Below are 26,893 nucleotides of genomic sequence, written 5' to 3' on the forward strand. Positions count from 1 at the left end.
CGCACTTTACGAGACCGGTCGGAATCCTGTCAATCGGCTCGTCGCGCGACCCCTTGGTCGGCCGCGCCCGGGTTTGCTACACTTTCAGATCAGGGGACGCTTCCGGGGGCCCTCCTCTTCCTTCATCCATCAGCCCGTGCCCCGTCCGCCCGTTCTCCGCTCGTTGGGGGATCCGCTCTTGTTCGCCGGACCGATCATCGCCCGGGAAGTGCTCACCTCGCCGCGGAGCCTGCGGTACTACCTCTGGCGGGCGTCCTTCGCCTGCTTCCTGTTCATCCTGCTCTGGACCGCCTGGCAGTCGATCGTGGGCTGGCAGGACGTCCGCGAGTTGGGCCTGATGGCCCGGTTCGGCGGCGTGCTCTACGGCATGTTCGCCATGCTCCAGCTCACGCTGATGCTCTTCTTCGCCCCCCTGGCGACGGCGGCGGCCGTCGCTTATGAGAAGGACCGCCGCACCTTCACCCTGCTGCTCATGACGGCGCTCAGCGACCTGGAGATCGTCCTGGGCAAGCTGGTCGCGGGGCTCCTGCACATCGTGGTGATGCTGGGCGCGGGGATCGGCCTGCTGTCGCTCTGCGCGCTGTTCGGCGGGATCTCGTTCGGCCAGGTGGTGAACCTGTTCGCGGTGACGGCGGCGTCGGGTGTGGCCGGCGGGGCGATGGGGCTCCTGGTCGCGCTCTGGCGGGATCGGACGTTCCAGTCGATCTCGCTGACGATCCTGATGGTGGTCTTCTCGGTCACGGGGGTGGAGCTTTTCAGCGTCTTCTTCCCCGACCTGGAGTTCCTGGGCGTACCGGTCGCGGAGGTCCTGAACCCCTACAGGGCGATGCTCGCCGTGCTCTATCCGACGTCCGACCAGGCCACGGGGCTGGTCCGGACGACGAGCCTCGTCTACATCGGCGTCCGGCTGACGTTCGCGGCCTCGATCGTGGCGATCGGCACGGCCATGCTCCGGGTCTGGAACCCGGGCCACAACGAGCCGAGGGAGAAGGGCGAGGAGGACGCCGAGGTCGTCGAGACGTTGGTCGAGGTCCGCGAGGAAGAGGCCGTCCCGGCGCTCTCGGGGGCGTCCGCCGCGATCGGCGGCGAGCCCGCGGCGGCCGTCGGTCGGACGGCGACCGCGGCGGCCCTGGGGGGCGGGCCCGACGCCGGCCGCGACGCCGACGCCGGAGCGGGCGGCACGACCGGCCTGCACGTCCCTCGCCGCACCCACCGCCGGCTGGCCTCGGCGCCCCGGCCCTACAGGAAGCCCTGGGCCAACCCGATCCTCTGGCGGGAGTTGATGACCCGCGCTTACGGCTCCCGTCCCCTGATCATCAAGGCTTGCTACCTCCTGCTCTTCGCGCTGGGCGTCGGCTTCTTCCTGGGGCTCTCGCAGGGCCTGGAGGAGCCGTTGGCGACCGGGCTGGGGCTCATCCCCGTCGGCCTGGCGATCCTCAGCCTGGTCCTGATCAACGCCCAGGGGGTGACCTCGCTGACGAGCGAACGCGACACCGGCGCGCTGGACCTTTTGCTGGTCACCGAGCTGTCGCCGGGCGACTTCATCTACGGCAAGCTCTTCGGCGTCCTGTACAACGCCAAGGAGATGGTCCTCCTGCCGATGCTGCTGGCGGCCTACCTCTGGTGGACGGGTCGGATGTCGGGAGAGAATCTCGCCTTCTTCCTGATCGACTACCTGCTCTTCTGCCACTTCGCGGCGATGCTCGGCCTGCACGACGCGATCACCTATATCAGCAGCCGGACGGCCGTGGCGCACAGCCTGGGGACGATCTTCTTCCTGATGGTGGGCATCCTGCTCTGCGCCTACCTGATCATCTTCAGCGACCGCGAGTTCGGCCGTCAGCTTTTGAGCTTCATGATCTTCATCGGGGCGGGGAGCGTGGCGCTCTTCGGATCGCTGGGGGCGAAGAACCCCTCGCGGGCGATCGCGCTGGTGGCCCTGCTGACGCCGTTCTGCTCGTTCTACTGCATCATCAGCCTGCTCAACGGAGACTTCATGGCCGCCCTGCTCGTCAGCGCCGGGGTCTACGGCTTCGCCCTCATGGCGATGCTCGTGCCCGCCGTCGGCGACTTCGACATCGCGCTGGGACGCACCAACGCGATCCAGGGCTGAGGCCCCCGCTCCCGCTTTCTTTCCCCTTGGGTGCGCCGAGGCGCGACCTCGGCCTCCTCTCCCGCCATCGCTGAATGGTTCGTCGTGTCGCCGGCCGGGTCCTTCTCGGCCCGGTTCCGGAACACCTATCGAGGAGTCGCGGAAGGATGCTGAAGCGTATTCAAGGTCTCGCCCTGGCGACGTGGCTGGGGGCGGCGTCGATGGTCGGCGCGCAGGACGATCTGGCCCGCGAGTTGCCGAGGATCCCGGCGAAGGAGCCGGCCGAGGCGCTCGCGACGTTCGCCGTTCATCCCGGGTTCCGGCTCGACCAGATCGCGGCCGAGCCCCTCGTCAAGAGCCCGGTGGCCGTCTCCTATGACGCCGACGGCGTCCTCTACGTCGTCGAGATGCGCGGCTATCCGTTCCTCGAGGACAAACCCTCGGGTTCGGTGACCCGGCTGGAGGACCGCGACGGCGACGGCCGGTTCGACTCCCGCGTCGTGTTCACCGACGGCCTCATGTGGCCGACCGGCGTGGTCCCGTACGACGGCGGCGTCTTCATCGCCGTCGCCCCCGAGATCCTCTACGCCAAGGATACCGACGGGGACGGCAAGGCCGATGTCCGCAAGGTCGTCTTCACCGGCTTCGAGACCGGCAACGTCCAGGGGCTGGTCAACAGCCTGCACTGGGGCGACGACGGCTGGATCCACGGCGTCACCAGCAGCAACGGCGGCCTGATCCGCACCGTCGAGCACGCCGACCGCCCGGCCGTCTCCGTCCGCGGCCGAGACTTCCGCTTCAAGCCGGACACGCTGGAACTCCAGGCGATCTCCGGCGGCGGCCAGTTCGGCTTCACGACCGACGATTGGGGCCACGAGTTCACCTGCGGCAACAGCAACCACATCCGCCAGATCGTCCTGCCGTCGCGAGACGTCGAGCGCAACCCGGCCTACGTGCCGCCGGCGGTGATCCTCGACATCCCCAGCGACGGCCCCTCCGGGCCCGTCTTCCGCATCAGCGACCCCGAGCCCTGGCGGATCGTCCGGACCCGCCAGCGCGTCGCCGACCCGGAGATGCTCAAGAGGCTCTCGCACACCGAGCAGTTCGCCTTCGGCTACTTCACGTCGGCCACCGGCGTCACGATCTACCGGGGCTCGGCCTACCCCGAGGCCTATCGCGGCAACGCCTTCGTCGGCGACGTCGGCGGCAACCTCGTGCACCGCAAGACGCTCAAGGTCGCCGGGGCGACCTACGTCGCCGACCGGGCCGACGAGGGGGTCGAGTTCCTGGCGTCGAAGGACAACTGGTTCCGCCCGGTGAACTTCGCCAACACGCCCAACGGGACGCTCCTGGTCGTCGACATGTACCGCGAGACGATCGAGCACCCGATCTCGATCCCCGAGCCGATCAAGAAGCACCTCGACCTGACCAGCGGCAAGGACCGGGGCCGGCTCTACGAGCTGCTCGCCGACGGCCCGCGCCCGCTCCGCAAGCCGAGGCTGAGCCAGGCCCCGGCCGCCGAACTGGTCGCGCTGCTGGCCGACCCGGACGCCTGGTGGCGCGAGACCGCGCAGCGACTCCTGATCGAGCGCAAGGAGGTTTCGGCCGCCCCCGCGCTCCGCAAGCTGGCCGCCGACCGGCCCACGGCGCTCGCCCGGCTCCACGCCCTCTGGACGATGGACGCCCTGGGCGTCCTCGACGACGCCGACGTGGCGATGTCCCTGGCCGACCCCGACCCTCGCGTCCGCGAGCGGGCCGCGAAGCTCGCCGAGGGCCGCGTGATCTCCGATCGCGCCCTGATCGCCAACGTCCTCCCCCTGGCCGACGACCCCGACCCGATGGTCCGCTTCCAGGCGGCCCTCACCCTGGGCGACGTGAACGACGACCGCCGCGCCCTGGACGCCCTGGCGGCCATCGCCCGCCGCGACGCCGGCGACCGCTGGACCCGCGCGGCGGTCCTCACCTCGATCGGCGGCCGCGCCCCCGACCTGCTCGCCCGGCTGGCCGAGGGCGGCTTCCTGGCCGAACCCGAGGGCGGTCCCTGGCTCGACGACCTGGCGACCATGATCGGCCAGGCCAAGGACGCCGAGGTCATCGAGAAGGTCGTCGCCGACCTGTTCGCCAAGGAGTTGCCCGACGACCTTCGGGGCCGCGTGGTCCTGGCCGTCGGCGCCGGCCTCAAGCGGGCCCGGGGCTCGCTCAAGGCGACGCTCTCCGAGGCGACCTGGAAGCGGCTGGACCCGCTGTTCGACGCCGCCGTCGAGACGGCCGAATCCGACCAGCCAGCCGGCCGCCGGGCCGTCGCGGTCGCCCTCGTCGGCCTCAGCGGCCCCGACCGGGCGCTCGAAGCCCTGCCCCCATTGCTCGACGCCCGCCAGCCCTCCGAAATCCAGCTCGCCTCGCTCCGCGCGCTGGCCGAGCAGGGGGGGCCCGCCGTGGCGGACGGGGTCCTCGGCCAGTGGAAAGCGATGAGCCCCTCGGCGCGTCGCGAGGCCGCCGAGGTCCTGTTCAGCCGGGTCGAGTGGATCAACGCCCTTCTGGAAGCCGTCGAGTCCAAGAGGCTCGCCACGGCCGAGATCGACCCGCTGCGGCTCAAGCAGCTTCGCGAGCACCCCGACGCGACGATCCGCGACCGCGCCCTCAAGTCGTTCGGCTCCGCCGACGCCCCCCGCGAACGCTCGGCGGTCATCACGGCGTACCGCGCGGCGCTCGACGGCGAGGGGGATCGCGAGAAGGGCCTGGCCGTCTACCTCAAGGCCTGCGCCACCTGCCACCGGGCCGAGGGCCAGGGCGTCGAGGTCGGGCCCGACCTGGCGACCGTCGCGGCGCGGTCGCCGGAGGACATCCTGACCCACGTCCTCGACCCCAACCGCGAGGTCGCGGCGAACTACCTCAACTACAACGTGGCGACGGTCGACGGCCGCGTGATCTCGGGCCTCATCGCCTCCGAGTCGGCCGCCGCGCTGGTGCTCAAGCGGGCCGAAGGGGTCGCCGAGGTCGTCCCCCGCGACCAGATCGAGCAGATCGCCTCCACCGGCATCTCGCTCATGCCCGAGGGGCTCGAACAGGACCTGACGCCGGCGGACCTGAAAAACCTGATCGCCTTCGTCCGCTCGATCCGGTCCGCCAGCCCGGCCCCGGCTCAGGGCGCGGCGACGGCCCCGAAGTGACCGCGAGCTGAGGCGTCGGCCGCGTCGCCTCGCTCTCGCTCCCGCCCGCGGTCGTCGAGCAGCTCGGCGACCGCGAGGGCCGCGGCGCGATGACCCTCGGCCGACCAGTGGGTGTCGTCCGTCAAATAGACCAACCCTCCGGCCTCCGCCTCGGCGCGGAGCCGGGGGGTGAGGTCGACGAAGCCGATCGCCGGCGAGGTGTCGCGCACCACCTTCTCGACCGCTCCCGGCAGGTCGTCGATCGGCCAGTCGGCGCAGGGGGAGTCGGCCTCGAACCGGCAGAGGTCCCGGTAGACCCGGAACTTGGCCGGGACGAAGGCCACGACCAGATCGACGCCCCGCGCCCGGCAGAGCGCCCCGGCCTCGGCGAAGACCTCCTTCAGGCGATCCATCGTCTCCGGGGCGGCGCGTTCGGGGACGGCGTCGGCGGCCCCCTCGTGGACGCCGCAGGAGAAATAGAACTCGGTCGTCGCGCCCGAGGCGTCGCGGAACGTCCCGGCCCGCGACCGCGCGGGGAACGTGGCGGCGGCGGTCCCCGACCGCGACGACCAGCCCGCGGCGTTGCGGACGAACGACCGGCCGTACCAGGCTCGCCGGGGCGACTCGGCCCGAAGCGCCCGCACGCGCGCCCGCTCCGCCTCGTAGCCGTTCAGGTCCTGGAGATCGTTCCCTTCGTAGAAGAACCAGACGCACGTCCGGGGGCTGAACCTTCCCGCGTAACGGTCGAGCACGACCAGTTCCTGTGGAGGTCCGTAGCCGGTCCGCCCGAGGTTCGCCACCGGCGCCCCGATCCGATCGGCGAGGCGGGCCGAGACCAGTTGCGCGTCCCCCACCTGGAGCCCCTCGACGAAGGAATCGCCGATCAGGACGACCTCCGCCGCCTCGAGCCCGTCGGGGTTGCGGAAGCCCAGGCCGTCGAGCGTGGCGTCGCAGGCGTAGGCCCGCGCGGGGGGGCGTCGCGGAGCCCGTGCCGATCCGATCCCTGGAACCAGAGCCGCAGCCGTTGGTTGGGTTTTCGGGCGTAGAGCAGGTCGGGGTCGGGAAGATTCCCGGATCGCCTCCAGGGGGGCGTCGGCGTGTGGAAGACCTCGCGATAATCGACGACCCCCAGCGCGGCGGGGATTTCGACCACGAGGAAAGCCGCGACGATCGACGCCGTGCACGCCGCGAACCGCGCGAGCTTCCCGGCCGGGCTCCATCGCGCAAGCGCCAGCGGCGGGCCCCATCCGGCGAGGTACGCCAGGACCGTCGCGGCGATCAGGTGCTCCGCGCCGGCGTCGCGGGTCCGCAAGGTCGCCCGGAGACACCAGAAGACCAGGCCCCACCAGGCGCCCGTTGCGGCGATCCGGGCGAGTCTTTGAGTCCTTGGGGTCGAGAAAGGCTGGGAATGCACTTGGGTCCTCGACGCGGCCGGTGTGGATGATCCTGAGCGTCACGGATTTTGGAGGGGCCGTCATCACGCCCCTCCCCCCTCGCGAGGGAAGGTGGCCCGCAGGGCCGGATGAGGGGGGAAGACCGTTTTCGAGGCCGGGCTGTCCGCCCGTTCGAGAGGCCCCTTCATACCCCGGTCGGCGATCCTGTCAACCCGACCGCCGTGGGGGTTGCCTTTCGGGGGCCGGCACGCGACGATCGACGTCGTGAGTCCGACGCTCGTCGGATCCGACTTCCCCGGAACTTCGACGAGGGTGAAGACGCTCCCCATGTCCGAAATGAGCGGTCGCAGCAGCACGAGGCTGGAGCCGGAGGAGTCCTGGACGGTCGTCACCGAGTCCCCCTTGAAGGGGATGGCGTTCGCGCGCGAGGCGGGCCGGATCTTCGCTTGGGACGAGGGGAACCAGCTCTATCTCCTGAACGTCCACGGCGAGATGACGTCGTCGACGCGGTCGCCGAACCGGGTCCTGGCCGGGACGATCAGCGACGACGGCTCACTGGTCGCCATCCTCTGCGACAACGACGAGGCCGGGCTGCTGCTGCTCAGCGGCGACCTGGAGATCCAGGCCGAGCGCGCCGCGCCGGGGGAGGCGTCGTTCGTGGCGACCGACCCGTTCGGCCGCTACGTCGCCGTGGGGAGTCGCCTGGGCGCGGTGCAACTGGTGAACCGCCACGGCCGCGCGGCGGGGCGGATCGAGACGATCCAGCCGATGGCCCACCTCTGCTTCATCCCGGATCGGCCGTTCCTGGTGGGGGCGGCGGCGTTCGGGATGCTGGCGGGGGTGGAGATCGAGCCGTCGCGGACGCCGGGCCGGCTGGAGCCCGAGGTCGTCTGGCAGGACCGGCTGATGTCGAACGTGGGCCGGCTGACGACCAGCGGCGACGGCTCGATGATCCTGGCGAGCTGCTTCACCCACGGCATCCAGCGGTTCGGCCTCGACGGCCGCAACGAGGGGGCGTACCACCCGGGGGGGACCGTCTCGCACGCCGTCCCCGACTTCGCCGGCCGGACGATCGCGGCGGCGACGATCGAGGGGGAGCTGGCGATCATGAACTCGGCGGGGAACGTCCGCTGGCGGACCCGCCTCGACCGCCCCGCCATCGCGCTGGAGATCGACCCCCTGGGGCGGTTCGCGATCCACGGCCGGGCCACCGGCGAGATCACCCGCCTGGACTTCTTCGGACCGCCCCCCGGCGGCGAGTCGTCCCGGCCCGCTCGCGCGTCGGCGGCGTCCTCGGGCGCGGCCGCGAGGGGCGGGAGGGGGCAGGGCGGGACCGGCTCCATCCGGAATCCGGACTGGTCGGTCCCCGCCGTGCAATCGGAGGAGCAGGCCGAGACCGTCGTGTCGATCGTCTGCGACGACCCGCCCTGCATCGCCCTCTTCTCCAGCCCGAACCGGCTGGAGCTGTTCGGCACGGACGGCCGCAAGCTGGGCAAGGGGCCCGAGACGACGGGCGTCGGCCGGATCCTCCGCGCCGCGCCGGGGTGGCTGGCGGCGGCCACCGACCGCCAGGTCGCCCTGTGCGACCTGAGGCGAGGGGAGCAGCGCCGGGTGGACCTGCGGCTGGTCGAGCTGACCCACCTGGCGATCAAGCCGGACTCGTTCGGCCTGGCGATCGTCCAGGAGCGCGACCGGATCGGCCGCGCGACGGCCTCGGGCCGCTGGGTCTGGAAGCACGAGCTGCCGACGGCGATCGAGGACCTGGCGATCGGCGTCGAGGGCTTCGCGGCGGCCACCACCAACGACGGCCGGCTCCTGGTCTTCGACCCGGCGGGCGAGATCACGCCGACCCCCGGCTTCGAGGCGGCCGACCCCCCGTTCCTCATCGAGGCGCCCGAGGGCTCGCCGCCGGGGCTGGCCTGGATCACGCTCGCCCGCCGGGCGCAGGAGCTGAAGGGGCACAGCCTGCGGGGGACGTCCTCTGGACCCGCCGCCTCCCCTGGGAGGCCTGGTCCCTCTCCCGCCTCGGCCCGTTCGCCGTCATCGCCGCGGCCGACGGCCGCGCCCTGGCGTTCGACGGCTCGGGGGAGGTGCGCCACGAGGGAGGGCCCAGCGGCGGAGCCAACGACGTCTACCTGCTCGACGCCGACGGCCGCCCCCTCCGCGTCGTCCGCAAGGACGTCCACGTCCTCTGCGCCGGGTTCGACGGCCGCATCCGCTGGCGGCTCGTCGCCCCCCAGCCGGTCGGCCCGTGCGCGGCGGGCCGGGCCGGGGTCGCCGTGATGATCGGCGGCAACCTCGCCTGGTTCTCCAACGGGAAAACCGGCTGATCCTCGCCTCGGGACGCCTCTGGCCCGGATGTTGCGTGAAGTCATCGCGAGCCGGGCGGACTCGCCGAAGGGGGGGCATCCGGCCTCGACGGCGCGCGGGGGATCGAGAAGAGACTTGCCGATGGGAGAAAAAGGACGTAACCTCGATCCAAGCCCGAGCTCGATGAAAGAGTGATCATCACGTTCCCACGTTTCCGCCCGTTTACCAGTAGGTAGAGGGTAGGGCCGATGGCTCGTATGATTCGCCAGCGCTCGTGAGCTGTGGGGAGAGGCCCCGGGAATTGGGTCGCGTCCTTGCTTTGGAGGGGTCGATGCCGCCTCTTTCGATGGCTGAAGTGGAGATCGATCCGGCGGTTCGATGTAGTCTCCAGGAACGTGCCGAGCTGGAGGCCCTGCGGTTCAAGTGGATCGAGAGCGAGAAGGCGGGGCATGATCTTGGGGAGGCGGCGATCCGGCTCTGGATCGGTCGCTTCTGGAATCGGTTCCTGCGCCAGCACTGGCTGGAGCACCTCGCCGGCGATGTCCACTGGATCGAGTTCGACGCCAGGACCTTCGCCATCCTGCGGAGGCCGGGGCTGGTCGACTCTCCGCTGGCCGAGACGATCGTCGAGCGTTTCCGGTGGGGGGAGGAAAACCTCCACATCATCCAGTGGGCGATGGACGTCGGCCAGCCCATGGAAGAGGTCCGCGCGATCCTGACGCTCCTCGACGTCAACAGCTCGCGGCTCTCCTGCCAGTTCGACCCGGCCCGACCGCGCTATCGCCACGCGGCGGGCTGATCCGGGCCTTCCATCCCATCTCCGCTCAGTCCCTGGCGACGCCGTCAACGGCGGCGGCGGCTTCAAGGTAGGCCGTCAGGGTTCGGACGAAGCAGCCGGTCCCTCCGGCGTCGCGCGCCGCGCCTTCGGCGTCGACCCAGCTTGGGCCGGCGATGTCGAGGTGGGCCCACGGCACGTCGGCGGTGAACTCCTGGAGGAACCTGGCCGCGGTGATCGCGCCCCCCCAGCGGCCCCCCACGTTCTTGAGGTCGGCCACGCTGCTCTTGAGCGCCTCCTTGAAGTCGTCGTCCAGGGGCATCTGCCAGAGCCGCTCGCCGACCTTCCGGCTCGAGTCGGCCAGGTCGCGGGCGAAGCCGTCGTCGTTGCTGAACAGGCCGGCGATCTTGGGGCCGAGGGCGACGAGGCAGGCCCCGGTGAGGGTGGCGAGGTCGAGCATCCGCGCCGGCCCGGCCTCGGCGGCGTAGCTCAGGGCGTCGGCCAGGATCAGCCGGCCCTCGGCGTCGGTGTTGAGGACCTCGACGGTCTTGCCGTTGCGCATGGTGAGGACGTCGCCCAGCTTCATCGCCCGGCCGCCGGTCATGTTCTCGGTCAGGGCGACATAACCTTTGACGTTGATCGGAAGCCGGAGCCGGGCCGCCGCCAGGATCGAGGCGACGACGACCGCCGCGCCGGTCATGTCGCTCTTCATGTCCTCCATCGAGGCGGAGGGCTTGAGGCTGAGGCCGCCCGAATCGAACGTGACCCCCTTGCCGACGAGGGCCACCACGGGCGCGTCCCCCCCGTTGAGGTATTCGAGCGTGACGAAGGCCGGGGGCTCGGCCGAGCCGGCGGCGACCCCCAGCAGCCCGCCGAACCGCTCCTCGCGGATCCGCGCCTCGTTCCAGACCTGCACGTCGACGCCGTGCTCCTCGGCCGCCTTGCGGATCACCTCGGCCAGCACGACCGGGGGCTTCTCCGACGGCGGCGTGTTCGCCAGCATCCGCGCCAGGTTGACGGCCTGGCCGACGATTCCGCCCCGCGCGGCGAGGCGTTCCAGGTCCGCGAGGGCCTCGTCGGTCGTCCCCTCGGGGGCGATGAGGACGACCTCGAACGGGTGGCGGTTCGGCTCGGTCTTGTGCAGGCCGGGGCCCTGCATGCCGACGCAGACCCCTTCGACCAGCGAGGAGACGAGCGCGGGGTCGCCCGCTTCGAGGACGGCGGCCAGGCTCACCCCGACTTTCTCCCTGGGCTTGCTCGCCAGCCGCTTCGCCAGCGCGACGCCGGCCGTGTAGGCGGCGCGGGCGTCGAACCTGGCCTTGGCGCCGAGTCCCGCCAGGAGCAGCGCCCTGGTCCGGAATCCGACCGGCTCGTGGAGGGCGATCGTCTCGCCGGCCGAGCCCTTGATCTCCTTCTCCTCCAGCAGCCGGACGACGAGCGCCTCGACCGCCGAGCCCCGGAGGTCCGACGCGGGCCCGCCGTCCTTGTCGAAGATCCCGGCGGCGACCCAGGGGGCGTCCACGGTCGCCAGCGGCTGCCGGATGATGCTGATCGTCATGATGGCGGGCTCGGTCCTTGCGGTGTGAAGCGGGCCCGGACCATCGAATTCGTCGCGACCATCGACCGGGACCTCGAAACCCGATGATCGCAACGATCTCCGGACGCGCCAAGCCGATTCCCCCTCGCGACGGCGGGCCCGGGGCGGCATCATGGACGAAGGCGATCGTCGGCTGGTCGGCAAGAAGAAGGACCGCCGCGCCGTCGCCGACGCCCCGGGAGCCGCGCCCCCATGACGATCACGATCGTCTCCGTCACCGAGGCCGAGTACCCCCGCCTGGTCGCAATCTGGGAGGCGTCCGTCCGCGCGACCCACGATTTCCTGACCGAGGCGGACATCCAGGTCATGAAGCCGTTGCTCCTGCACGAATACCTCGGGGCGGTCGAGCTGGCGGCGGTCCGGGACGGGGAGGGGACTCTGCTCGGATTCCTGGGAACGTCCGGTCGGAAGATCGAGATGCTGTTCGTGGCCCCGGAGCATCGCGGCCAGGGCGTGGGGCGGGCGCTGGTCGAACATGCGGTCGGCCGGTTGGGCTGCGTCGACGTCGACGTGAACGAACAAAACCCGCAGGCCGTCGGGTTCTACCTGCGGATGGGATTCCGCGAGGCGGGGCGTTCGCCGCGCGACGGCCAGGGCAACCCATTCCCCCTGCTGCATCTGACGCTCGCCGGGGCGGATGAGGCTTGACGACGACGTCGATTTGGCGGATTAACCCGCCTTGTCGGGTTTCGCCGTCAAGGTTAGAATCCCGGCCGCCCCCGACCCCCCGAGCGCCGACGCGCCCCGGCGGGTCGTCCTCGGAAGAGGCCGGGTCAGGCCGGCGAGATGGGAGAGCCAAGGATGGTGAGATCCCCGAAGGTAGGCCGTCGCGCGGCGGCGAGCCTCGTGTTGTCGGCCGCGTGCCTGGTCCTGGATACGGGCTGCGTGATCCGGCGTTACACGATCCGGAGCGAGCCCCCCGGCGCGCAGGTGATCGTCAATGATGAGGAGATCGGCCCGACGCCGGTCTCGAAGGCGTTCACCTTCTACGGCGATCGCGAGATCACCCTCGTCAAGGACGGCTTCGAGACCAAGACCGTCATCCAGCCGGTCCCGGCTCCCTGGTGGGACAACCTGCTCACCGAGTTCTTCGCGGAGAACGTGGTGCCGTTCACCCTGCGCGACGAGCGCGAGTACAAGTACGAACTCCAGCCGGCGCAGGCGCCCGCGGCCAACGACCTGTACGATCGGGCCAACGCCCTTCGGGCCGAGTCCCAGGCGCCCCCCACGCCGAGGCGTCGCGGATTCTTCGCCTGGCTGGGCTTTGATTGACCTGGCCTGAGCCGATCTGATCCGATCCGAATTTGAACCGAAACCGAAACGAGCCGGGCCGTCCGGCTCAAGCGACCTCGCCGCCGCGACCGAAGATGGGGTAGCGGCGGGGTCGAACCGAACCGGGGGAGCCGTACCCCCGCGAACCGAGATCCCGACATCGCGTTCGCCGTCCTCAGGGATGTGGAGGTGGACTGAAGTGAAGTTACTGGCCGCCGCCGTACAGATGCCGAGCGACCTGCTCGACCTTTCGGCCAACCTCCAGCGCGCCGACGTCCTGCTCCGGCAGGCTCGCGACGCCGGGGCCGAGCTCGTGGTCTTGCCCGAGCTGTTCAACACGGGCTACAGCCTCTGCCCCGACTTCGGCCCGCACAGCGAGACGCCCGAAGGCCCGACCCTCACCTACCTCCTCCGCCGCGCCCGGCAGTGGAAGATGCACATCGCCGCAGGCTACGCCGAGCGCGATGGGCGGCACCTCTACGACTCGCTCGCCTTCTGCACCCCCGGCGGCGACCTGCACGTCTATCGCAAGCGGAACCTGGTCTTCTGGGAACGCTTCCGGTTCCATCCCGGCCGCCGCAACCTGATCGTGCCGACCCCCTGGGGCCGGATCGGCTTCGCCATCTGCGCCGACATGATCTACGACCGGGTCTGGCAGGATTACCGCGGCCAGATCGACCTCGCGGTGGTCTCGTCCGCCTGGCCCGAATTCGCCGATCGCGGGACCGGTCGTCGACACTGGCTCCTGGGCCGGGTCGGGCCGCTCTGCAGCGACATCCCCGCGCGGGTCGCGCAGGACCTGGGGGTGCCGGTCGTCTTCGCCAACCAGTGCGGCGAGACCCAGACCCGCATCCCCCTGCTGCACACCACGATCCACGACCGATTCGCCGGGCTCAGCAGCATCTGCGACGGCCGCCACGGCGAGCCGGTCCGCGCCGGCCTCGGCCCCGATCTCCTGTTGGCCCCCGTCACCATTCATGCGAAGCGAGGATTGAAGGCGTGGCATTTTACATCCCACTCGGCCCGCGCGGCGGCGTCTTCCGCCTTGGAACCTTCCTGATCGGCGTCATGGGGGGGGTGATCTATCGCAAGGCCTACCGCCGTCGCGACCTGACCTTCCTCAACCCCACGCTGCCGTCGTCGCCCCATCTCGACTCGCTCCACGCCGAGTGAATCGATCCCCGCCCGCCCCTCGACGCCGAGGGACGGACGCGGGGCGCGCGGGCGCCTCGTCCCCCCTCTCCGGAGCCCTGGAATGTGCGGCATCGCCGGCGCCTACGACCTGACCGGCCAGCGTGAATTCCCCGCCCGCCGCCTGCTCGCCATGACCGCCGCGATCGCCCATCGCGGCCCCGACGACGAGCAGATCCACATCGAGCCCGGCGTCGCGCTGGGGGCCCGCAGGCTGGCGATCATCGACCTCGCCGGCGGCCGACAGCCCCTCTCCAACGAGGACGGCTCGGTCTGGGTCGCCTTCAACGGCGAGCTGTTCGAATACCCGGAGCTTCGCCAGAAGCTCCTCGACCGCGGCCACCACCTGGCGACCCGCTGCGACACCGAGGCCTGGGTCCACCTCTACGAGGACCTCGGCGAGGGGATGTTCGAGCAGGCCCGGGGCCAGTTCGCCGTCTCGCTCTGGGACCGCAAGACCCGCACCTTGATCCTCGGCCGCGACCGCATCGGCATCTGCCCGCTCTACTACGCGAAGGTCGACGGCTGGCTCCTCTGGGGCTCCGAGATCAAGGCGATCCTCGCCTCCGGGTTGGTCCGCGCCGAGGCCGACGTGCGCGGGATCGATCATCTGTTCACGTTCTTCTGCTCGGGTACCTCGCGGACCTTCTTCCAGGGGGTCTCCTCGATCCCCCCCGGCAACTTCCTGAAGGTGCGGGAAGACCGGATCGAACCGAAGGTGTACTGGGATCTGGATTTCCCCGACGCCGGCGACGAGATCCGAATGAGCGATCCGACGCCCCTCGTCGACGAGCTCCAGGGCCGCCTGGAGACGGCCGTCGAGCGACGGCTCCGCAGCGACGTGCCGGTCGTCACCTACATCAGCGGCGGGCTCGACTCGACCGTCGTCCTGGGCCTTTGCAGCCGGCTCCGCAAGGACCCGATCCCCGCCTTCACCATCGGCCTGGACCGGGCGGGACCCGACGAGCGCGCGCATGCGGCCGAGGCCGCCGAGACCCTCGGCTCTCCCCTGACCACGATCGTCATGGATCGCTCGCGGGTCGCCGAGGCGTTCCCCGAACTGGTCCTCGCGGCCGAGGGGCCGATCGTGGACACGTCGTGCGCGGCCTTGCTCCGCCTGGCCCAGGCCGTCCACCAGCAGGGCTACAAGGTCACGCTCACCGGCGAGGGCGCCGACGAGGCGCTCGCCGGCTACATCTGGTACAAGACCCAGAAAGTCCGCGACGCCGCGTATCGGGTCGTCGGTCGGACGCTCCCCCGGATGGCTCGGAACCTGATCGGCCGTTCGATCAGCGGCCGACGGTTCGCCGTCCCCCCCGAGGGGGCCGTCCACGGCGTCCGCACGGCCCAGCAAGACATGTACGAGATGATCTCGCAGTGCAAGCCGATCCTCTACTCCGACGGCATGCAGCTGAGGCTCGACGGCCACGACCCGTACGCCGATCTCGACGTCCCCAACGAGCGCATGTCGCGCTGGGATCCGCTCAACCAGTCGCTCTACCTCGGCTACAAGGTGATGCTCGCCGGCCTCCTGATGATCTCCAAGGGAGACCGGATCGCCATGAATTCATCCGTCGAGGCCCGCTATCCGTTCCTGGACGACGACGTGGTCTCGTTCGCCGCCGGGATCGCCCCGGAATACAAGCTGCGCGGGATGACCGAGAAATGGATCCTCCGGCGCGTCGCCGAGCGGATCCTGCCGAAGCAGATCGCCAACCGCCCCAAGACGATGTTCCGCACCAGCATGTCCGGGACGTTCCTCGGCCCGCACCGCCCCCATTGGGTCGACCAACTCCTGAGCCCCGAATCGCTCGCGAAGACCGGCTACTTCGACCCCGAAGGGGTCCGCAGGCAGAGGCTTCGCCAGACGCGGATCCCCAGGGTGACCATCCCTCGGTTGACCTACGACGTCGGCCTGACCTGCGTCGTCACCACCCAGCTCTGGCACCACCTCTACTGCGGCGGCGGCCTCTGCGACCTCCCCACCTGGGCCCCTCCCATCCTCCCGGCCGACTGACCCCGGGACCCGCGAAATTGGCTTCGCTCGCCGTCGCCTGAAATCGAAGCCATTTGACGTAAATCCTTGTTAGTTAAAGAGTTGGCGTGGGTTTATCGGTTCGGCGATTGGCTTCGCTCGGCACTTTTCCCTCGTCTCGCGAGCGACCCGCCCCGTTCGATCATCGACCTGCCGGCTACCCGGACCCCCTGGAAGTCACGATACATCCCGCCCACGAATTGCGTACGCGGAATGCGCCGCCAGGCCGAGGCACCCGTTTCCCTTCTATTCCTTCCCCTCTCGCGGGGGAAGATGGCCCGCAGGGCAATACTGTTCGGCACGACTTGCATATCAGAGCGTCGTACGAAGAAGATCGACGGACCAGCCTCCAGACCTTCGCCGGCACGGTGCCTCAAGGAGTTACGTCGAGTTTCGGCGAGAGCGAAAAGGACGCCCACGGGGAGCTTGATTTATGATTGTTAATTTCCCGCGAGTCATCCACACCTGAGATCGTCTTGGCAAGCCTTTGCAGGCCAATGACTTACAGGATGCCTATTGCGGCTCAAATCTCGTGCCGAACAGTATTGGCCCGCAGGGCCGGATGAGGGGGAGGACGAGCACGGAGACCGTCGGCGGACACTCGGACTGGATTGCGAATTTCGACGATCGACTTGCTGGTCCTCCCCCACATCTGACCCCTGCGGGGTCTGTCTTCCCCCGCGAGGGGGGAAGACCGTTAGGTTTGGGGGAGGACGGGCAGGTCGACCCACCTTCCTCGAGAGGTCGAAGAGAGGCGCGGCTTCAACTCGCTTGAGCGCTCCTCAGGGCGTTTTCGACGAAGCCGCGGCGCGGCGGGGGCGCAGGGCGGCTCCCAGCACGACGGCGGCGGCACCGGCCAGGGCCAGGGACGCCGGTTCGGGCACGGCGGCGGGGGGCAGGCGGTAGGTGAGGTCGTCCACTGCGAAGTAGGCGGGCGTGTTCATCCCATAGCGGCCCACGTCGGAGGAGGTCAGGTTGAACGAGAGCTGCGACGCGCCGGCCAGGGACGACAGATCCATGTAGGCCCACGTATCGAGGACGTAGTCCAGCGAATTGTCGTCGAAGCGGTAGTCGGCCAGGTAGAAATCGACGGAGGTCCCCAGGAGCGAGCCCGCCGCGGTGACTCCGTAGGCCGTGAGCTTGAACCAGTCGGCGTCGTCGCCGGAGTCGCCGCCGAACTTCTTGGCGAAGGAGTCGCCGTTGAGCATCGAGAGGGCGGCGTAGGTCGTGTTGGTGACGAACATCCCCGCGAGGGACGCCCCGGTCGGGATCGAGAACGTCGGCAGGCCTGCCAGGTCCGCCGGGTTCGCGGGGGCGAAGGGCGGGTTCCTGTACCCGCTGGCGACGCCGAAGTTGCCGCCCGAGTGCGCCGAGCCGGCGTAGGCGGAGAGCTCGTTGCCGTATCCGGCGGTCGTCGCGTCCGTCCGGTTCGAATAGCCGAAGCCGCTCCAGGTGGAGACGCCCTGTCCGTAGTCGGCGAAGCGGTTCGCGAATTCCGCCCCCCCCGAGGCGAACGTCCCCGTCCAGACGGTCGAGCCCCAGGAGCCGGGGGCGGAGGTCGCTCCCGACATCGGGCCGGCGGTGGCGGAGTCGGGGGAGAGGCTCAGATCCTCGAAGTCGACGACGCCGGCGCGGGCGGCGGGAGCCAGGCCGAGGAGGCCGACGAAGACCAGGGATGTCACAAGAGAAAGTGATCGCGATTTCATCTAATGGAATCCTGAAGACATCGAAAGCGTGGAAGCGAAGGCCGCGGAGCCGCCTCGGCGCGCAAGGCGACCGGGCCGGCTCGCGACGGGGCGTCGACCGGGAGGGATAAAGAGACGGCGCGCACGACCGCTCAATGCCCGGCTAGGAGGTCCGGGCGAGGCGTGCGGCCCGCGCGACGAGCAAGGCGCGCCGGAAGGCGCGCGAGAGCTTACGAGGGAGCTACCATCATGGGGACCTTTCCGCCGGGACGGGCAGCGTGGCGGAGGCGCGACCGTCCCGGGCGCACGCCGAGCGGACGATCCGCTGAGGCGTTCACCGAGGATGCAGGCGGTCGGGCATCCTGACAGCTCTCGACGGGCAGGTCTTCTGGCTCTCGGCTCATGACGGCTTTCGGACGGCCTTCCCGCCCCCGTGGGGGGCAGTGGCCCTGCGGTCCGAAGCCTGGCCGATTACAGCGGCGGCCCCGCGCCGGATTCTCACCGGCTTCCCTATTCTCCCCCCCGAGCGGCCTCGGCCTGGGGCACCTGTCGAGCTAGCCCAGAGTAGCGGCTCCCCGTCGCGAACTCAAGAGGTCGTCGTCGGTCTAGAGGCGGGAGGCTGGTTGACGGAACGGTGTATTTGAAGGGTGCCTGAAGGTTGATTTGAGTTTTCCCATCGGGAGGACGTGATGGACCGGGAGTCGTGCGGGGACGACGATCGCGGTCGCCGAGGGGACCCGAATCGTTACAAGGGAGTCGGCGTGGGCCTGTTGCTGGCCGACGTTCGGGACGCCGTCGACCCCGCCCTCCGGGACGCCGGCTTCCTCCTCGTCGGCAGGAGTCCTCGCTGGACGAGGTCGCCGCAATTCCTCGACTGGAGCCGACCCGGCGAACTCGTTTCGATCTCCTACGAGCGCAGCTGGGACTGGGTCCGGCTCGTCGCCGTGCACGTCTCGGCCGGCGGCGACGAGCTGCGGACCATCGCGTCGGCGGACCTCCACGAATGTCGATCGACGGCCGACGTCGACGCCGTGCTCGCCTCCTTCACGGCCGCGATCGTGAACGATGCGCATAACCTGCGCGGCTGTGGAGCCGAGGCGTGATCGACGCTCACGCTCAGTCGGCGGCCGTCGCGGCGGGACGGATCTCGGGGCCGTCCGCTTTCGTGAGCCGGTCGCCCAGCCGGGCGCGCATCGAGTCGGCCATGCCCTGAAGCTGAGCGACGACCTCGGGGCGGTCGGCCGCGAGGTTGTGGGTCTCGCCGAGGTCCGCATCGAGATCGTACAGCTCCAGGCCGACGGCCAGCGGGCGGTACTTGCCGGGGACGCCGCCGCCGCCGGGGGCCTGGCCGTTCATGGTGCGCGTGGCGTGCGGGAAGAGGAGCTTCCACGGGCCGGAGCGCATGGCCTGGAGTTCGCCGTCGCCGTAGTAGAAGAAGAGGGCCTCGTGGGGGCTCCTGGCGTCGGGCTCGCCGAAGAGGAGCGGGCGGACGTCGAGGCCGTCGATCGGCAGGGCGGGCGGGTGGCCGCCGATCATCGCGGCGAACGTCGGGAGCAGGTCGATGGTCGCGGCGGGCTGGCGCTGGACGAGGCCGGCGGGGACCTTGCCGGGCCACCGGGCGACGAACGGGACGCGGACGCCCCCCTCGTAGCTCGTCCCCTTCCCCTCGCGCAGCGGCCCGGCCGAGCCGCCGTGGTCGCCGTAGCTCAGCCAGGGGCCGTTGTCGGACGTGAAGACGACCAGGGTTCGCTCGTCGAGCCCCTCGGCGCGGAGGGTCGACAGGATCGCGCCGACCGCGTCGTCGATCTCGCGGATCACGTCGCCGTAGAGCCCGGCGCCGCTCCGGCCGGCGTTCTCGTCGCGGACGAACAGCGGGACGTGGGGCATGTTGGGGGCGAGGTAGAAGAAGAACGGCTCGTCCTTGTGGCGCTTGATGAAGTCGACGGCGCGGTCGGCGAAGCGGCTGGTCAGCGTCTTTTGGATCTCGGCGGTGACGTCGGCGATGGCCGGCTGGTCTCCCTCGATCAGCGGCAGTTTCGGATAGCCCTCGGGCCGCTCGGGATGGTGCGGCCACATGTCGCCCGAGTAGGGGAGGCCCAGGAACTCGTCGAAGCCGTGGTGCACCGGCGCCTGCGAGGGTCGGTATCCCAGGTGCCACTTCCCGGCCATCCCCGTGGCGTACCCGGCCGATTTGAACATCTCGGCCATCGTGGTTTCGTCGTGCGACAGCCCCACCTTCGTCTTCGGCCCGAGCGCCCCCTGGATGCCGACGCGCTCGTGGTACGCCCCGGTGAGGAGCGCCGCCCGCGAGGCCGAGCAGACCGCGCTGGAGACGTAGAAGTCGGTGAACCTCGCCCCCTCGGCGGCCATCCGGTCCAGGTTGGGCGTGGCGTATCTCGTCTGCCCGAAGCAGCCGAGGTCGCCGTACCCCATGTCGTCGCAGAAGATCACGACGACGTTGGGCCGGTCGGCTTTCCCGTCGGGCGGCTGCGCCCGGCCGGACGTCGCCGGGACCGTCGCGGAGAGGATCGCCGCCGCCAGAATCATCAAGGGTGATTTCATGATCATCTCTGCGAAAAGGCGTTCAGGAGCAGGTCCCGGAAGTCGGTCGTCCTGAGCCGATCCTCGGCCGGGAGCGGGCCGTCGGCCAGGAGGAGGGGCTTGTCGAGGGGGTCGGCGGCGGGGAGGCCGTGGCTCCCTCGGACGAGGGAGGGGTCGAGCGGGACCACGTCGAAGAGGGTGCGGAAGCCCAGCTTCTTCTGGATCAGGCGGCGGATCGCGCGACCCTTGGGCCAGAACAGTGCGGGGTCGAAGAACATCTCGCAGGGGTCGAAGCCCGGCTTGCGGTGGATGTCGATCGTACGGGCGAAGTCGGGGGCGAGGGCGTCGTCGAACCAGTAAGGGTAGGCGAACCAGGCGTCGGGCTCGGACAGGGCGACGATCTCGCCCGACCGCGCGTGATCGAGTCCGATCTCGGCCCGCTCCGCGCCGGCCAGCGTCCGAGCCACCCCAGGCTGGGCCGCGATCAGGTCGCGGACGGCCGGGACGTCTTCGGGTCGGGAGACGTAGACGTGGGCGAGCTGGTGGTCGCAGACGGCCATCGCGCGGCTGCCGAACGTGTCGATCATCTCGCCGAAGGGGCCGGGGCGGACGGAGAGCAGGCCCGCCCGGCGGAGGGCGCGGTTGAGGAGGACCGGACGGCTCACGTCGCAATGGCCGTACTCGCTGACGACCCAGACGCGGGCGCCTTCGGCCTTCGCGCGGTCGAGCAGAGGGGCGGCGGCGGCGTCGAGCTCGCGGACGAGCTTCGGCATGTCGCAGCCGGACGGCCCCCGGCGCTGGGGCTCGTAATCCAGGTGCGGCAGGTAGACGAACGTCAGGTCGGGGCGGTCGCGTTCGAGGACGTCGGCGGCGGCCCTGGCGATCCATTCCGTGCAGGGGAGCCCGGCGTTCGGCCCCCAGAAGGTGTGGAACGGGAACCTGCCCAGGCTGGATTCCAGGCGCTCGCAGAGGCCGTCGGGCGTGCCGGCGATGCCGAAGACCTTGGCGCCGTCGGCCCCGTAATAGGGCTTGGGCGTGACGCTCAGGTCGACGTCGGCGCCCTGGTTGAACCACCAGAACAGCTTGGCGATGCGGATCTCGCGGCCCTGTTCGCCGGCGCGGCGGCGGAGCGTCGTCTCGACCGTTTCGGCCTGGACCAGGGCGCTCGACTGCTGCCAGAATCGGACTTCGCGGGTGTCGCGGAACAGCCAGCCGTTGGCGACGATCCCGTGCTCCTGCGGGAGCTTTCCGGTCAGCAGGCTCGCCTGGGCCGTGCAGGTCACGGCGGGGGAGACCTCCTCCAGCGAGCGGACCCAGCCGGATTCGGCCAGGGCCTTCAGGCGCGGGGCGTGGACGAGGAGACGCCGGGTCAGTCCCACGGCGTTGACGACGACGAAGGGCTGTGGGGACATCGCGGAGACCGGCTCCAGAAAGGCGGGGAGGATGCGGGAGACGATCCGATCATACCAGGACGAGGAGCCGCCGGCGCGGACTTACGTCCCCGGAGCCGGCCGCCCGAAGCCCCCGCGTGACGAGGCCCGACCGTCGCCGCCGCCCATCGCGGGGGACGCCTGGGCGGAGTCGCCGGCTTACCTGCGGGGGGTCGACCTGTTCAACGCCGGATGCTACTGGGAGGCCCATGAAGCCTGGGAGCCGCTCTGGCTGGCGCACGGCCGCCGGGGGCCGATTGCGGCGGTGTTGCAGGGCCTGATCAAGCTGGCCGCGGCCGGGGTCAAGGTCCGGCAGGGGAGGCCTGGGGGCGTGCGATCGCACGCGAGGAGGGCGGCCGACCACTTCGCGGAGGTGCGCGCCGAGGTCGGCCCTTCGCTCCTGGGGCTCGACCTCGACGCCCTGATCGCCTTCGCCCGCTCCGTGGCCGACGATCCGCCGGCCGAGCCCGTCGTCGCCGAGGGCTCGGCCGTGCGCGTCTTCACGCGACCGTTGCGGCCGGGCGGAGCTGGCCCAGCCGTCGACGCCAGTAGGCGCCCAGCGGCAGGGCCATGATGGCGGAGAGGATCACGCCCATGAAGCCCTGCGAGCCCCCTTCCACGAAGCCGTAGCTGTGCAGGCCGACCCCCAGGACGAAGTTGACGCCGTACCAGGCCATGACGACCGAGAGGAAGCAGACCACCGACGCGAAGACCAGGCCGAAGGTGGTGACCCAGCCCGCGAACCGCCCGTGGAGCGGGATCAGGTAGACCAAGAGCGTGATGAGCGCCCAGACCTCCTTCGGGTCCCATCCCCAGAAGCGTCCCCACGAGTAGTCGGCCCAGACGCCGCCGAGGATCGTGCCGGCGGCGATCAAGAGGACGCCGACCTGCATCGCGCGGTAGATGAAGTTCGAGAGCGGCTTGATCATCGCCGCCGTCTCCTGCATGGCCTGGCCGCGGGCGTCGAGCGTGGCGGGGGCGGCCATCGCCCGGATCTCCTCGACCGAGGGCCGCACGCCGGGCGCTTGCGGCGAGACGGCCGGGGCCGGCGTCTCGGCCGCGACGGCCGGGGCGTCGTCGATCCCGCGCGAGGTCAGCCGGTTGGCGGCCTCGCCCAGCAGGGCCAGGACGGTCCCCAGCGAGACCATGCCGCCGATCGCCGCCATCGTGGAGAAGACGTAGAAGAGCGGATCGCCGGTCGTCCACTGCGGCCCGAACGCCCCGTACGAGGCGGCCATGCCGCCGACGCCGACCGACAGGAGCGGGAAGGCGGGGACCAGCGGCGAGGCCAGCTCGCCGTACGAGGGGGAACGGCGGTAGGTGGCGGTCATGTAATAGACCGTCGCGATCAGGCCGAGCGCCCAGGCCAGGCCGAACGCGGCGTAGCTGGAGACCTCCGTCAAGACGTGGATCGTCAGCCAGAGGTTGCTCCGCAGCACCGGCTGGAGGCTCTTGATGCTGGGGTCCAGGAGCGGCACGTTGGCCGCCGTGATCGTCCCCAGCAGGGCCACGCCCGCCCCCGCCAGCGCGGTGAACGTGCGGCGGTAGACCAGCTCGAAGGCGAACGCCAGGACCGCCGCCACCAGGGCGACCCAGATGACGGTCTCATACATGTTCGTGACCGGCGCCCATCCCGTGATCAGGATCCGCAGGTAGAAGCCGTAGCATTCCAGGCCGATGCCGACCAGCAGGCCGAGCATCCCCAGCGAGTGCAGCGCCCGGCCCGCGGTCCCCATCTGGCCCACCCGGCCGCCGGAGAACCCCAGCGCGATCGCCAGCAGGACCATCGAGACGCCGTAGGCGAACGGCGCCTGGTAGAACGGGTTGACGGCGTTGAAGTGGGACTCGCGCTCGACGGCCGCCGCGGTGGGGTAGTGCTCCGGATTGAGCGCCTCTCCCAGGGCCCGCGACGACGCCAGCAGGGCGTCGGCCGTCTCGATCGGGATCGCCCCCGGCTTCTGGTTCTCGGCCTGCTCGAACGCCTTGTAGGCGTCGAGGAACGCGCGGGTCTCGGCTTCGGGGAAGCCGGCCTTCACGAGCGACTCGGCGTCGGCCTTGAGCAGCACCTTCAGGGGCGTCCAGACCGAGTTCTCGGCGAGCCAGGAGGAGAACTTGGCGTCGAATCCGGCGTCCTCGCCCGGGTCGTGCCGGTCGTTGCTGGGGACGTCGTTCCAGTAGGTGTCGAGCGCCTTGAGGGTGTCGAACTCGACCGGCGAGAGGTCGCGGAGGTTGGCGGCCGTGCGGGCCTTGGGGATGACTTCCTTGTAGAAGTCGAGGGCCGCCCGGCTGAACGGTCGGGGCATGATGCGGATCAGCCCGGCGGTGCGCATCTCCTCGCCGGAATACGCCTTGTAGGTCGCCAGCCGATGGCCGACGTCGATGGCCCGGCGCTCGACCTCGGTGAGCCGTTCGGCGAGCGTCGGGTTGGAATCGAACTTGCGCTTCTGATCGTCGAGCTGGCCGACCCACTCCATGAACGGCTCTTCGTGGTCGCCGTGGCTGATCTTGGCCTCGTCCAGGTCGTCCGGGGACAGCCACTTGCGGTCCTCGTGGAGCTTGGCCGCCATGTCCAGGACGGCCTTGCGGTCGACCTCCTCGATCTTCGACGTCTCGACGAACTTCAGGAGCGAGCCGGCGTCGAGCCCGTCGTCCTCGGCCAGCACCGCGAGCCGCTCCTTGTCCTCGCCCGGGGTCTCCGGCCGGGCCGCGATCGCCGCCAGGCGGGCGCGGATCGGGCCCAGGAGGATCTGACGCTTGAGCGGCAGATAGTCGACGAGGATGAACGGCTGCGAGTCCCAGAACTCGGGACGCGCGATCCAGTCGACGAACGCGCCGACCGGTCCCCAGGTCTCGACGATCTGGTTGCGGTCGTCGAGGAGCTTGATCGACTCGCGGCCGAAGACCTGCTTGACCTCCTCGCGGGCGACCGTGTCCAGCGGCTTGACGCGCCCCTGGTGCATGACGGCCACCCGGCCGATGCGGTCGTAGGCCGGGCCGACGCCCAGCTTGCCGCCGTTGGAGCCCCCGCCGTCGGGGGGCGTGACGGAGGCCGTCGCGATCCCCAGGACCGCGAAGAGGCCCAGTCCAAAGAGAAGTCGGCCGTATCGTCTCATCGCGGATCTCCCGGAGATGGCTGTCGATCGGATTGGGGCGGTCTGGTCGAGGGGCGTCGGGACCGGTCCGGCCTCGGCCGGACGGTCGTCGCGCCCGTCATCACAGGATGTCTTCATCGGACTGCGCGGGCGTGGGGGGCTCGACGGGCGTCGGCGCCCCGGCCTTCTTCGCGGCCTGCTCGCGTTCCCGCTTGCCGCCGTCGGTGAAGAGGCCGGCGCGCATGTAGAACTGCACGAACGTCCCCAGCACGATCAGCAGGCTGCCCGCGTAGATGATCGGCCTCCCCGGGTTGCTCCCCACCTGGAAGACCGACTGGAACTGGCCGGTCCGCTGGTTGGTGCGGGGATCGACGATCGGCGAGTAGCGCATCTGGTAAAAGGTGAGGCCGCGATGGGTCATCGGCTCGTTCATCGAGATCGTGTGGAGCTGGTCCCGGACCCCTTGCGACAGGTCGTCCACCTTCACCTGGCTGACGAACTTGGTGGCCTGTTCGGTCCCCGGCTCGAAGCCGACCTCGAAGTCCTCGAGCGTGAGGTCGAAGCCCAGGGGACGGCGGTCGGCGTCGTAGGCGATCTCGAAGAGTCGGCCGCCGAACGGCACGGGACGGAAGACCGGGGCCTCCAGCGCCTCGCTGCGCTGGATCCAGATTTCCTCGGTCTTGCCGTCGACGGTCAGCTCGACGAGGCAGGCGGGGATCGCCTCGTCCATCTGGCTGCCGATCAGGAACAGAGGGCGGAAGATCCGCTTCTCGACGGCGGTCGGCAGGTATTCGCCGACCTGGAAGCCGATGGTCATGGCGGCCCCGGCGCCGCCGCCGAAGGCGTCGATCCACTTCCCGGTCTCGATCGGGCCGGCGCTCCGCAGTTCGGGCTTGCCGTCCTTGCCGCGGCCGAAGACGCGTTGGTAGAGGGTCTTCTCGGGCGTGGCCAGGACGTCGATCTGGCCGAACAGGCCGCTCGACTTGGGGTCGAGGTCCGGCGGGAGCATCAGGTGGATCCTGACGAGGGCCTCGGGGGGCTTGCCGCCGTCGACGGTCGGGCGGGGGATGATGTTGGGGAACATCGGCATCGCCCCCATCGCGACGTGCTCGACCACGGGGGCGTCCCCCTTGCGGACGTCGAAGACGGCGATCGGGATCGAATCCGCGCCCACCACCCGCGCCAGGCCCGCCTCGGCGGTCGGGAAGTTGGCGAGCTTCTGGAGCGAGACGATCAGGTCGCTGTCCGGGAGCGGGACCGGCTGGTCGGCCGGCGTCTCCAGCTTGAAGTCGTGGGAGCGTTCCTTGCCGTCCTTGTCCCGATAGCGGATCCGGGCGACCCCCACGGCGCTCTCGGCGAGCGGGGGCTTCAGGAAGTCCTCGACGTACTCGGGACGGTCGACGTACGAGAACGAGACCAGGGCCGGCATGCCGTCGCTCCGGGCCGTCCGGTAGAAGCGGCGGTCGAGCTGGAACCACTGCGCGGCGTCCTCGGCGTTCGCCAGCCGGGCGTCGGGCATCCCCGGGGCCTTGAACCGCAGGAGGAGCCGGGCCATCGGCTGGCCGGAAGGATCGCTCCGGCGGACCGTGTCGGGCGTGGCGGCCGGCAGATACTGCTTGACCACGAACTTGAACGGGTCGCCCGCCTTGCTGAGGACGTCGGCCTCGTCCCGGACGATCGGATAACGGCCCCCGGTGAGGCGGTTGAGCGTCAGGTCGAACAGGTTGCGGATCCGCTGCGAGCCCCCGCCCCAGGGGAACGGACCGGACTCGTCGAACGGCAGCTCGTAATTCGCCGACGGCTTCTGGGTGTGCGGGTCGACCTCGCGGAGCCGGAACATCGGCGCGTCGGTGCGGAGCATCTCGCTCCGCGACTCCCCTTCGAGCATCCCCACCATTCCCTCGTCGCCCGACTTGAAGTGGACGTACGAGCCGGCGATCAGGACCAGGAGCCCGGCGTGCGTGATGACGAAGCCGGTCTGCCGCTTCTTCCAGGGGAAGCGGATCGACGCCGCGCAGAAGATGTTGATCGCCAAGAACGCGAGGAGGACGGCGAACCCCGCGCTCTTGTAGACGAACGACTGCACGGCCCGGGTCCCGTAGGTGGACTCGAACCAGGTGGCGAAGGCCAGCGCGGCGGCCAGGCTCGACAGCGAGAGCACGGCCAGCTTGAGCGAGGCGAGGAATTTGTAGATCGCGTCGATCGCGCCCAGGATCCGCCCGCCGATCGACCGCCCGGGGCTGGGGGCCGAGGGACGGGGCCGGGGGGCTTTTTGGTGGCCGTCGCCATGATGTCGCACCTGCCGAGGAGGGAGGATCGTAATCGGGGGG

At 70.3% G+C, this 26,893-nt stretch carries 18 protein-coding genes and 1 riboswitch; of the genes, 10 read left to right on the forward strand and 8 right to left on the reverse strand.

Annotation, left to right across the window (positions count from 1 at the left end; genetic code table 11):
- Window positions 1-178: 178 nt before the first annotated feature.
- Window positions 179-2,113 (forward strand): ABC transporter permease subunit, encoded by a 1,935-nt coding sequence (locus VT85_RS13735; protein WP_068416078.1) that lies wholly within the window; start codon window positions 179-181, stop codon window positions 2,111-2,113.
- A gap of 146 nt (window positions 2,114-2,259) precedes the next feature.
- Window positions 2,260-5,262 (forward strand): PVC-type heme-binding CxxCH protein, encoded by a 3,003-nt coding sequence (locus tag VT85_RS13740; RefSeq protein WP_068416081.1) that lies wholly within the window; start codon window positions 2,260-2,262, stop codon window positions 5,260-5,262.
- Here VT85_RS13740 and VT85_RS28515 read toward each other — a convergent pair.
- Together VT85_RS28515 and VT85_RS28520 are read right to left on the reverse strand one after the other, a co-directional pair.
- Complete coding sequence (locus VT85_RS28515) at window positions 5,235-6,095, reverse strand: alginate O-acetyltransferase AlgX-related protein (RefSeq protein WP_068416084.1); 861 nt, start codon at window positions 6,093-6,095, stop codon at window positions 5,235-5,237. The genes VT85_RS13740 and VT85_RS28515 overlap by 28 nt on opposite strands.
- A 29-nt stretch (window positions 6,096-6,124) precedes the next feature.
- Window positions 6,125-6,655, reverse strand: coding sequence for a hypothetical protein (locus VT85_RS28520; RefSeq protein WP_197490684.1), 531 nt, complete (start codon window positions 6,653-6,655; stop codon window positions 6,125-6,127).
- Window positions 6,656-6,962: 307 nt separating this feature from the next.
- On the opposite strand from VT85_RS28520, the gene VT85_RS13755 reads away from it, so the two are divergent.
- Window positions 6,963-8,918 carry a hypothetical protein gene (locus VT85_RS13755; protein WP_197490686.1) on the forward strand — a complete coding sequence of 652 codons (1,956 nt, stop codon included), beginning with the start codon at window positions 6,963-6,965 and terminating at the stop codon, window positions 8,916-8,918.
- Window positions 8,919-9,276: 358 nt separating this feature from the next.
- The gene (locus tag VT85_RS13760; protein ID WP_197490688.1) at window positions 9,277-9,744 is read left to right on the forward strand and encodes a hypothetical protein; all 468 of its coding nucleotides are present in this window, start codon (window positions 9,277-9,279) and stop codon (window positions 9,742-9,744) included.
- A gap of 25 nt (window positions 9,745-9,769) precedes the next feature.
- On the opposite strand, the gene VT85_RS13765 is transcribed toward VT85_RS13760, so the two are convergent.
- Window positions 9,770-11,278, reverse strand: coding sequence for a leucyl aminopeptidase (locus tag VT85_RS13765; protein ID WP_068421997.1), 1,509 nt, complete (start codon window positions 11,276-11,278; stop codon window positions 9,770-9,772).
- Window positions 11,279-11,515: 237 nt separating this feature from the next.
- Here VT85_RS13765 and VT85_RS13770 point away from each other — a divergent pair, with 237 nt between their 5' ends.
- The 4 genes from VT85_RS13770 to asnB all read left to right on the forward strand — a co-directional run bounded on the left by VT85_RS13770 (window position 11,516) and on the right by asnB (window position 15,797).
- On the forward strand, window positions 11,516-11,965 hold the full coding sequence (locus tag VT85_RS13770) for an acetyltransferase (RefSeq protein ID WP_068422000.1): 450 nt from the start codon (window positions 11,516-11,518) through the stop codon (window positions 11,963-11,965).
- A gap of 153 nt (window positions 11,966-12,118) precedes the next feature.
- Window positions 12,119-12,589 carry a PEGA domain-containing protein gene (locus tag VT85_RS13775; protein WP_068416093.1) on the forward strand — a complete coding sequence of 157 codons (471 nt, stop codon included), beginning with the start codon at window positions 12,119-12,121 and terminating at the stop codon, window positions 12,587-12,589.
- 199 nt (window positions 12,590-12,788) lie between these two features.
- Window positions 12,789-13,649 carry a carbon-nitrogen hydrolase family protein gene (locus VT85_RS13780; protein WP_068416095.1) on the forward strand — a complete coding sequence of 287 codons (861 nt, stop codon included), beginning with the start codon at window positions 12,789-12,791 and terminating at the stop codon, window positions 13,647-13,649.
- A gap of 195 nt (window positions 13,650-13,844) precedes the next feature.
- Entirely contained in the window at window positions 13,845-15,797 is a 1,953-nt protein-coding gene (asnB, locus tag VT85_RS13785; RefSeq protein WP_068416097.1) for an asparagine synthase (glutamine-hydrolyzing), read from the forward strand.
- Between the two features lie 800 nt (window positions 15,798-16,597).
- Here asnB and VT85_RS13790 read toward each other — a convergent pair.
- Window positions 16,598-17,521, reverse strand: a complete 924-nt coding sequence (locus VT85_RS13790) for a DUF4465 domain-containing protein (protein WP_082858592.1) — start codon at window positions 17,519-17,521, stop codon at window positions 16,598-16,600.
- Between the two features lie 339 nt (window positions 17,522-17,860).
- Window positions 17,861-18,065: riboswitch (cobalamin riboswitch) on the reverse strand.
- A gap of 124 nt (window positions 18,066-18,189) precedes the next feature.
- Between VT85_RS13790 and VT85_RS13795 the strand changes: the two genes are divergently transcribed.
- Window positions 18,190-18,603 carry a hypothetical protein gene (locus tag VT85_RS13795; RefSeq protein ID WP_068416102.1) on the forward strand — a complete coding sequence of 138 codons (414 nt, stop codon included), beginning with the start codon at window positions 18,190-18,192 and terminating at the stop codon, window positions 18,601-18,603.
- Window positions 18,604-18,616: 13 nt separating this feature from the next.
- On the opposite strand, the gene VT85_RS13800 is transcribed toward VT85_RS13795, so the two are convergent.
- Both VT85_RS13800 and VT85_RS13805 read right to left on the reverse strand, forming a co-directional pair.
- Window positions 18,617-20,062 (reverse strand): sulfatase, encoded by a 1,446-nt coding sequence (locus VT85_RS13800; RefSeq protein WP_197490691.1) that lies wholly within the window; start codon window positions 20,060-20,062, stop codon window positions 18,617-18,619.
- 2 nt (window positions 20,063-20,064) lie between these two features.
- Window positions 20,065-21,453, reverse strand: a complete 1,389-nt coding sequence (locus tag VT85_RS13805; protein WP_068416108.1) for an alkaline phosphatase family protein — start codon at window positions 21,451-21,453, stop codon at window positions 20,065-20,067.
- 31 nt (window positions 21,454-21,484) lie between these two features.
- On the opposite strand from VT85_RS13805, the gene VT85_RS13810 reads away from it, so the two are divergent.
- The gene (locus tag VT85_RS13810) at window positions 21,485-22,045 is read left to right on the forward strand and encodes a DUF309 domain-containing protein (protein WP_068416111.1); all 561 of its coding nucleotides are present in this window, start codon (window positions 21,485-21,487) and stop codon (window positions 22,043-22,045) included.
- On the opposite strand, the gene VT85_RS13815 is transcribed toward VT85_RS13810, so the two are convergent.
- Together VT85_RS13815 and VT85_RS13820 are read right to left on the reverse strand one after the other, a co-directional pair.
- Window positions 21,972-24,701 (reverse strand): cytochrome c biogenesis protein, encoded by a 2,730-nt coding sequence (locus tag VT85_RS13815; RefSeq protein WP_409999934.1) that lies wholly within the window; start codon window positions 24,699-24,701, stop codon window positions 21,972-21,974. The genes VT85_RS13810 and VT85_RS13815 overlap by 74 nt on opposite strands.
- Window positions 24,685-26,862 (reverse strand): cytochrome c biogenesis protein ResB, encoded by a 2,178-nt coding sequence (locus VT85_RS13820; protein WP_068416117.1) that lies wholly within the window; start codon window positions 26,860-26,862, stop codon window positions 24,685-24,687. Before VT85_RS13820 ends, VT85_RS13815 begins: the two co-directional genes overlap by 17 nt.
- Window positions 26,863-26,893: the final 31 nt, after the last annotated feature.

This window comes from Planctomyces sp. SH-PL62 (genome assembly GCF_001610895.1).
Taxonomy (GTDB): Bacteria; Planctomycetota; Planctomycetia; order Isosphaerales; family Isosphaeraceae; genus Paludisphaera.